The 6693-nt window shown below is 69.6% G+C and carries 7 protein-coding genes; all 7 read left to right on the top strand.

The features are described 5' to 3' along the window. Positions 1-1263 (top strand): excinuclease ABC subunit UvrC (locus tag OOT08_RS00185; protein WP_325090586.1); only part of this gene is annotated, 1263 nt, incomplete at its 5' end. Next, positions 1256-2131, top strand: a complete 876-nt coding sequence (gene rapZ, locus OOT08_RS00180) for an RNase adapter RapZ (protein WP_325090585.1) — start codon at positions 1256-1258, stop codon at positions 2129-2131. The genes OOT08_RS00185 and rapZ, both read left to right, overlap by 8 nt. A gap of 32 nt (positions 2132-2163) precedes the next feature. After that, positions 2164-3144 carry a DNA-binding protein WhiA gene (gene whiA, locus OOT08_RS00175; protein ID WP_325090584.1) on the top strand — a complete coding sequence of 327 codons (981 nt, stop codon included), beginning with the start codon at positions 2164-2166 and terminating at the stop codon, positions 3142-3144. 128 nt (positions 3145-3272) lie between these two features. Beyond that, positions 3273-3890 carry a superoxide dismutase gene (locus tag OOT08_RS00170; protein ID WP_325090583.1) on the top strand — a complete coding sequence of 206 codons (618 nt, stop codon included), beginning with the start codon at positions 3273-3275 and terminating at the stop codon, positions 3888-3890. A 171-nt stretch (positions 3891-4061) separates the two neighbouring features. Further along, positions 4062-5078: a type I glyceraldehyde-3-phosphate dehydrogenase gene (gene gap / locus OOT08_RS00165; RefSeq protein WP_325090582.1), complete on the top strand. Its 1017-nt coding sequence runs from the start codon at positions 4062-4064 to the stop codon at positions 5076-5078. 47 nt (positions 5079-5125) lie between these two features. Beyond that, on the top strand, positions 5126-6334 hold the full coding sequence (locus OOT08_RS00160) for a phosphoglycerate kinase (protein WP_325090581.1): 1209 nt from the start codon (positions 5126-5128) through the stop codon (positions 6332-6334). Beyond that, positions 6325-6693: triose-phosphate isomerase (locus OOT08_RS00155; protein WP_325090580.1), on the top strand; the 369-nt coding region annotated here is incomplete at its 3' end. The genes OOT08_RS00160 and OOT08_RS00155, both read left to right, overlap by 10 nt.

Raw genomic sequence — 6693 nt, 5'->3', positions numbered from 1 at the left:
GACCAGATCACCGCCGTGGAACACTTCCTGGAGCGCAACGCGGTCGTCCTGCAGCGCACCGTGAACGCGGACGTGTTCGGCCTCGTCTCGGACGAGCTCGCCGCCGCCGCGCACCAGTTCATCATCCGACAGGGACGCATCCGCGGAGAGCGCAGCTGGATCGTGGATGTCGAGCTCGACGATTCCCCCGCCATGCAGCTGGAGCAGGTCATCCAGAGCGCCTACGACGGCGGTCGGGAAGCGCCCCCGCTCGTCCTGGTGCCCGACGTCGGACTCGACCCGGAGCCGCTCGAGCAGGTGCTCGGCGACACCCGCGCCCGGGGCCGCGTGAGCGTGCGAATCCCCGAGCGGGGCGAGAAGGCCGAGATCCTGAAGCGCGCCACCCTCAACGCCGGCGAGAACCTGATCCGGTACAAGATGAAGCGCACCGCGGACCTCACCGCGCGCACCGACGCCCTCGCGGAGCTCCAGGACGGCCTCGGCATGACCGAGCCGCCGCTGCGCATCGAGTGCATCGACGTCTCGCACCTGCAGGGCACGAACGTCGTGGCCTCGCTCGTCGTCTTCGAGGACGGCCTGCCCGCGAAGGGCGCGTACCGCAAGTACCGCATCGAGGAGACCACGGACGACACCGACTCGATCTATCAGGTCGTCTCGCGCCGCGCCGCGCAGCTCAACGCGCAGGACCCCGAGGACATCACGGTCGGGGCCTACCGGGACCGCCCGCAGCTGCTCATCGTGGACGGCGGCCAGCCCCAGGTCGCGGCCGCCCAGCGCGCCCTCGACGAGGCCGGGATCCGCGATGTGGCCCTCTGCGGGGTCGCGAAGCGCCTGGAGGAGCTGTGGCTCCCGAACGACGACTTCCCCGTGGTGCTCCCGCGCACGAGCGAGGCGCTCTTCCTCGTGCAGCGGATCCGCGACGAGGCCCACCGCTTCGCGATCACCTTCCAGCGCCAGCGCCGGAAGACCAGCATCTCCTCACGGTTGGAAGAGGTGCCCGGGCTCGGCCCCAAGCGGGTCAAGGCCGTGCTCCGGCACTTCGGCTCCGTCGCCCGCCTGCGGGTCGCCACGGTCGAGGAGCTGGCCGCGGTGCCCGGGATTGGCCCGCGCGCCGCGGAGACGATCGTGCAGCACCTCGCCGACCCCGCGCCACCGGCCGAGGAGCCCGGCGCGATCGCCGGTGCCGAGCCGGCCCCAGGGGGTACGCTAGACGGGATCGACAGTGAGATCGACCGTGAGCCAGAGGAGCCGCCCCATGAATGACGCCCCCACCGCCCAAGAGATCCTGATCGTCACCGGGATGAGCGGCGCCGGTCGCAGCACCGTGGCGAACTCACTCGAGGACCTCGGCTGGTACGTCGTGGACAATCTGCCCCTGCCGATGGTGAAGACGCTCGCGGACATGGCCGACCGGACCGGGGGAGCGATGCCGAAGCTCGCCGCGGTCGTCGACGTGCGCGGCCGCGACCTGTTCTCCGACATCCAAGAGACCGTGTCCTCGCTCCGCGAAAACGCGACCGTGCGCGTCGTCTTCCTCGACGCCACCAACGACATCCTGGTGCGCCGCTACGAGGCGGTGCGCCGCCCGCACCCGTTGCAGGGGGACGGCTCTCTGCTGGAGGGCATCGCCCTGGAGCGCGAGCGCCTGCACGAGCTGCGCGCCTCCTCCGATGTGGTCATCGACACCTCGCGGTTCAATGTGCACCAGCTGAGCACGAAAACGCGGGAGCTGTTCTCCGAGGAGGACACGCCCGGGCTGCAATTGACGATCCAGAGCTTCGGTTTCAAATACGGCGCGCCCACCGACGTGGATCTGCTCGCTGACATGCGCTTTTTGCCGAATCCCTTCTGGGAGCCCGAGCTGCGCGCGCTCACCGGAGTCGACCCGGATGTGAAAGAATATGTTCTTTCGCGGGAAGGCGCCAGGGAGTTCCTGGACCAGTACGTTTCCGCGCTGACACCGGTGTTCGCAGGCTACCAGCGTGAAAACAAACGTCACGCTTCGCTCGCCGTCGGATGCACCGGGGGGAAGCACCGATCGGTGGCCATGGCCCGCGAGCTCGCGGACCGGCTTGCGATCCTGCCCGGCGTCAGCGTGAGCGTGCGCCACCGAGACCTCGGCCGCGAGTAACCCACGATCCCAGAAATGGAGAGGATGCCGCAGTGTCATTGACGGCTGATGTCAAGAACGAGCTTGCCCACTTTGAGGCCGCGAAAACGAGTGTTCGCGTGGCAGAGGTGGCGACCGTTCTGCGGTTCTCCGGGGGGTTGCACACCATCTCGGGACGCATCGCCCTGGAATCCGAGCTGCACACCCCCCAGATCGTGCGCCGGGTCCGCCGCGACCTCGCCGAGATCTACGGCGTCCGTTCGCAGGCGATGGAGCAGCACCCCTCCGCTGCCCGCGCGAACACGCCGGGGTACCTGGTCCGCGTGCTCGACGGTGAGACCCTCGCCCGTCAGATCGGCCTGCTCGACGCCCGCCGTCGCCAGATCCGCGGCATGCCGAACCGCCTCACGACCGGGTCCCGCGAGGAGCTTGCGGCCATCTGGCGCGGGGCCTTCCTCGCCCGTGGCGGCCTGACCGAGCCCGGTCGCTCCGCGAGCCTCGAGGTGGTCTGCCCCTCGAACGAGGCCGCGATGGCGCTCGTCGGCGCCGCCGGCCGCCTCGGCATCCCCGCCAAGGCCCGCGAGATCCGCAGCGTCAACAAGGTCATCATCCGCGATGACGAGGCCATTGCCGCAATGCTCCGCGCGATGGGCGCCCCGAACACGGTCGCCGAGTGGGAGCGGATGCGGCAACAGCGCGAGGTCCGCGCCACCGCGAACCGCCTCGTGAACTTCGACGACGCGAACCTGCGCCGCTCCGCGCAGGCAGCCGTCGCCGCCTGCGCGCGCGTCGAGCGTGCCCTGGAGATCCTGGGCGACCAGGTCCCCGAGCACCTGCGCTACGCGGGCGAGCTGCGCCTGGCTCACCGCGAGGCCAGCCTGGACGAGCTGGGTTCGCACGCCGAGCCCGCCCTCACGAAGGACGCCGTCGCCGGTCGGATCCGTCGCCTCCTGGCGATGGCCGACAAGGAGGCCGAGGCCAAGGGCATCCCCGGCACCGAGGCGAGCCTGCCGGCCGACCTCGACTCGATGTAGCCCCCGGCGCTCATCCCGGTTCTCGCTTCCAGCGAACGCGGCTCCCTGTTCCGGGGGCCGCGTTCGCGATAGTCTGAGGGGGCACTCACCGTCAACGCGCGCTCGCGCAAGAATGGAGATAGAGCCTCATGGCTGCTTACACCCTTCCCGAACTTCCCTACGATTACTCGGCTCTTGAGCCCAGCATCAGCGGCAAAATCATGGAGCTGCACCACGGCAAGCACCACAACGCTTACGTGACCGGCGCCAACACCGCCCTCGAGCAGCTCGCCGAGGCCCGTGACTCCGGCAACCTGGCCAACGTCAACAAGCTGGAGAAGGACCTCGCCTTCAACGTGGGCGGCCACGTCAACCACAGCGTCTTCTGGAAGAACATGAGCCCCGACGGGGGCGACAAGCCCGTCGGCGAGGTCGCCTCGGCCATCGACGAGTACTTCGGCTCCTTCGACAAGTTCCAGGCGCACTTCACCGCCGCCGCGATGGGCGTGCAGGGCTCCGGCTGGGCCGCGCTCACCTGGGACTCGCTCGGCCAGCGCGCCAACATCCAGCAGTTCTTCGACCAGCAGGGTAACTTCCCGGCCGGCACCGTGCCGCTGCTGCTCCTCGACGTCTGGGAGCACGCCTACTACCTCGACTACCAGAACCTCCGCGCGGACTACGTGAAGAGCTTCTGGAACATCGTGAACTGGACCGACGTCGAGCAGCGCCTCGCCACGGCCCGCAAGCAGACGCCCGGCCTGATCTAAGCAGATCGTCCCGTGACCCCCGTGCCCCCGTTGGCCCGGGGGTCGCGCCGTCTCTGCGGCTAGTTTTTCTGGGGCGAGATAGATTAGGCTGAAACACGAAACGCGCACTGCCCTGCGCCCCATCCACACCGCGGTCCCGATCCGGTCGACCGCGCCTCCTGAGGGGAAAGCATGACGACTCGCGTAGCAATCAACGGTTTCGGTCGGATCGGTCGGAACTTCCTGCGGGGCGCGCTTCAGCGCAACGCGGACTTCGACATCGTGGCGATCAACGATCTGACGGATCCCGCCACGCTCGCCCACCTGCTGCAGTACGACACGATCCTCGGCCGCTTCGGGGAGCCGGTCAGCGCCGGCGACGGCGTGCTCCGCATCGGTGACCGCGAGGTGCGCGCCTTCGCCGAGCGCGAGCCGGGCAAGCTGCCCTGGGCTGAGCTCGGCGTGGACCTCGTCATCGAGAGCACGGGGCTGTTCACGAGCAAGGAGGCCGCGAGCGCCCACCTGGACGCCGGGGCGAAGAACGTTATCGTCTCCGCGCCCGCGAAAAACGCCGACCTGACCGTCGTCGTTGGCGTCAACGACGAGCTCCTCGACCCGAAGAACCAGCCCGTCATCAGCAACGCCTCCTGCACCACAAACTGCCTGGCCACGATCGCGCAGGTCTTCTCGGATGCCTTCGGCATCACGCAGGGCTTCATGACGACCACGCACGCCTACACGGGCGACCAAAACCTGCACGACGGCCCGCACCGGGACCTGCGCCGCGCCCGCGCGGCCGCCCTGAACATCGTGCCGACGACCACGGGCGCCGCGGCCGCGATCGGGCTCGTCATGCCCGAGCTGCAGGGCAAGCTCGACGGCCGGGCGCTGCGCGTTCCCGTGGCCACCGGGTCCTACCTCGAGCTGAGCCTGCAGTCGCCGACCCCCGGCTTGACCGCGGAGCGGATCAATGCGGCCTTCCGCGCCGCGGCGGAGGGCGACAAGGCCAAGTATCTGGAATACTCGGAGGCACCACTCGTCTCGTCGGACATCATCGGCACCGAGTACTCCGCGGTCTTCGACTCGGGGCTCACGACCGTGTTCGGCAACACCGTGCAGATCTCTGCCTGGTACGACAACGAGTGGGGATACTCCACCCGGCTGGTTGATCTCGTGGAGCGCATCGGACAGTTGCGCGCCGCCGAGTAACCACCCGGGAGCATCACCCCCGCAGACAGAAGGAGAGTAACGCCCCGATGAGGACGCTCGACACCCTGGGTTCGCTGGACGGCAAGACAGTTCTTGCCCGACTCGACCTGAACGTGCCGCTGGACGGAACGACGATCACGGACGACGGCCGCGTGCGTGCCTCGCTCAACACCATCCGGGAGCTGCGCTCGCGCGGGGCCCGGGTCGTGGCGATGAGCCACCTGGGCCGCCCGCAGGGCGCGCCCGAGGAGCGCTTCTCCCTCCGTCCCGTTGCCGCGCGGCTCAGCGAGCTCCTGGAGACCCCCGTCGCTTTTGCGACGGACACGGTCGGCTCGGACGCGCGCGCTCAGCTCGCGCAGCTGCCCGCGGACGGCGTGCTGCTCCTGGAGAACCTGCGCTTCAACCCCGGCGAGACGAGCGCCGACGAGGCCGAGCGCCGGGCCTTTGCCGCCCAGCTCGCCGAGCAGGGCGATGTCGTCGTCTCGGACGGCTTCGGGGTCGTGCACCGCGAGCAGGCCAGCGTGACGGACCTGGAGCGCCTGCTGCCGAGCGCCGCCGGGCTCCTCGTCGAGCAGGAACTCGACGTGCTCGAGCGCCTGACCCGCCGCCCGGAGCACCCCTTCGCGGTCGTCCTCGGCGGATCCAAGGTCTCCGACAAGCTCGGGGTGATCGCGCACCTGATCGAGCGCGTCGACACCATCCTGGTCGGCGGGGGCATGGTCTTCACCTTCCTCGCGGCCCAGGGTCACGCCGTCGGGGCGAGCCTCCTGGAGGAGGACCAGCTCGAGACCTGTCGCGGCTACCTCGCCGAGGCGGAGCGCCGCGGGGTGCGCATCGTGTTGCCCACCGACATCGTGGTTGCCGAGGCCTTCGCAGCCGATGCCGCGCACGAGGTCGTCGCCGCCGAGGCCATCGAGTCCTCCGCCTTCGGCGCGAGCGGGCTGGGCCTGGACATCGGTCCCGAGTCGGCCGCGGCCTTCGCCGCGATCATCCGCGAGTCGAAGACCGTGTTCTGGAACGGCCCCATGGGCGTGTTCGAGATGGCCGCCTTCGCGGGCGGCACGCGGGCCGTCGCCGAGGCGCTCACGCAGACCGCCGGGTTCTCGGTGGTCGGCGGCGGCGACTCCGCCGCGGCGGTTCGCGCTCTCGGCTTCGCCGACGAGCAGTTCGGTCACATCTCGACCGGCGGCGGCGCGAGCCTTGAATTTCTGGAGGGCAACGCCCTCCCCGGACTGGAGGTGCTCGGATGGGCGTAACGAAGCGGACCCCGCTGATCGCGGGGAACTGGAAGATGAACCTGGACCACCTGCAGGCGATCGCCTTCGTGCAGAAGCTGTCCTGGACCCTGGCTGACGCGAAGCACGACTTCGCGGGCACCGAGGTCGCGGTCTTCCCGCCGTTCACCGATCTGCGCTCCGTGCAGACGCTGCTGCACGCCGACCGCTTGTCCCTCCGCCTCGGCGCGCAGGACGTGTCCCCGCACGCGAGCGGTGCCTACACGGGCGACATCTCCGCGCAGTTCCTGGCGAAGCTCGACGTGCACTACGTGATCGTTGGGCACTCCGAGCGGCGGCAGGGGGCCGGGGAATCGAGCGAGCTCGTCGGCCAGAAGGCC

The organism is Leucobacter sp. M11, from assembly GCF_035726885.1.
In the GTDB taxonomy this organism is placed as follows: domain Bacteria; phylum Actinomycetota; class Actinomycetes; order Actinomycetales; family Microbacteriaceae; genus JAPFRB01.
The sequence above is the reverse complement of the archived record's forward strand: the minus strand, read 5'-3'. Positions and strand labels throughout refer to the sequence as shown.

What these genes read in the sequence shown, in the direction of transcription:
- OOT08_RS00170 (WP_325090583.1), top strand. Translation starts at nt 3,273, where the DNA reads ATGGCTGCTTACACCCTTCCCGAACTTCCCTACGATTACTCGGCTCTT.
- gap (WP_325090582.1), top strand. Translation starts at nt 4,062, where the DNA reads ATGACGACTCGCGTAGCAATCAACGGTTTCGGTCGGATCGGTCGGAAC.
- OOT08_RS00160 (WP_325090581.1), top strand. Translation starts at nt 5,126, where the DNA reads ATGAGGACGCTCGACACCCTGGGTTCGCTGGACGGCAAGACAGTTCTT.
- rapZ (WP_325090585.1), top strand. Translation starts at nt 1,256, where the DNA reads ATGAATGACGCCCCCACCGCCCAAGAGATCCTGATCGTCACCGGGATG.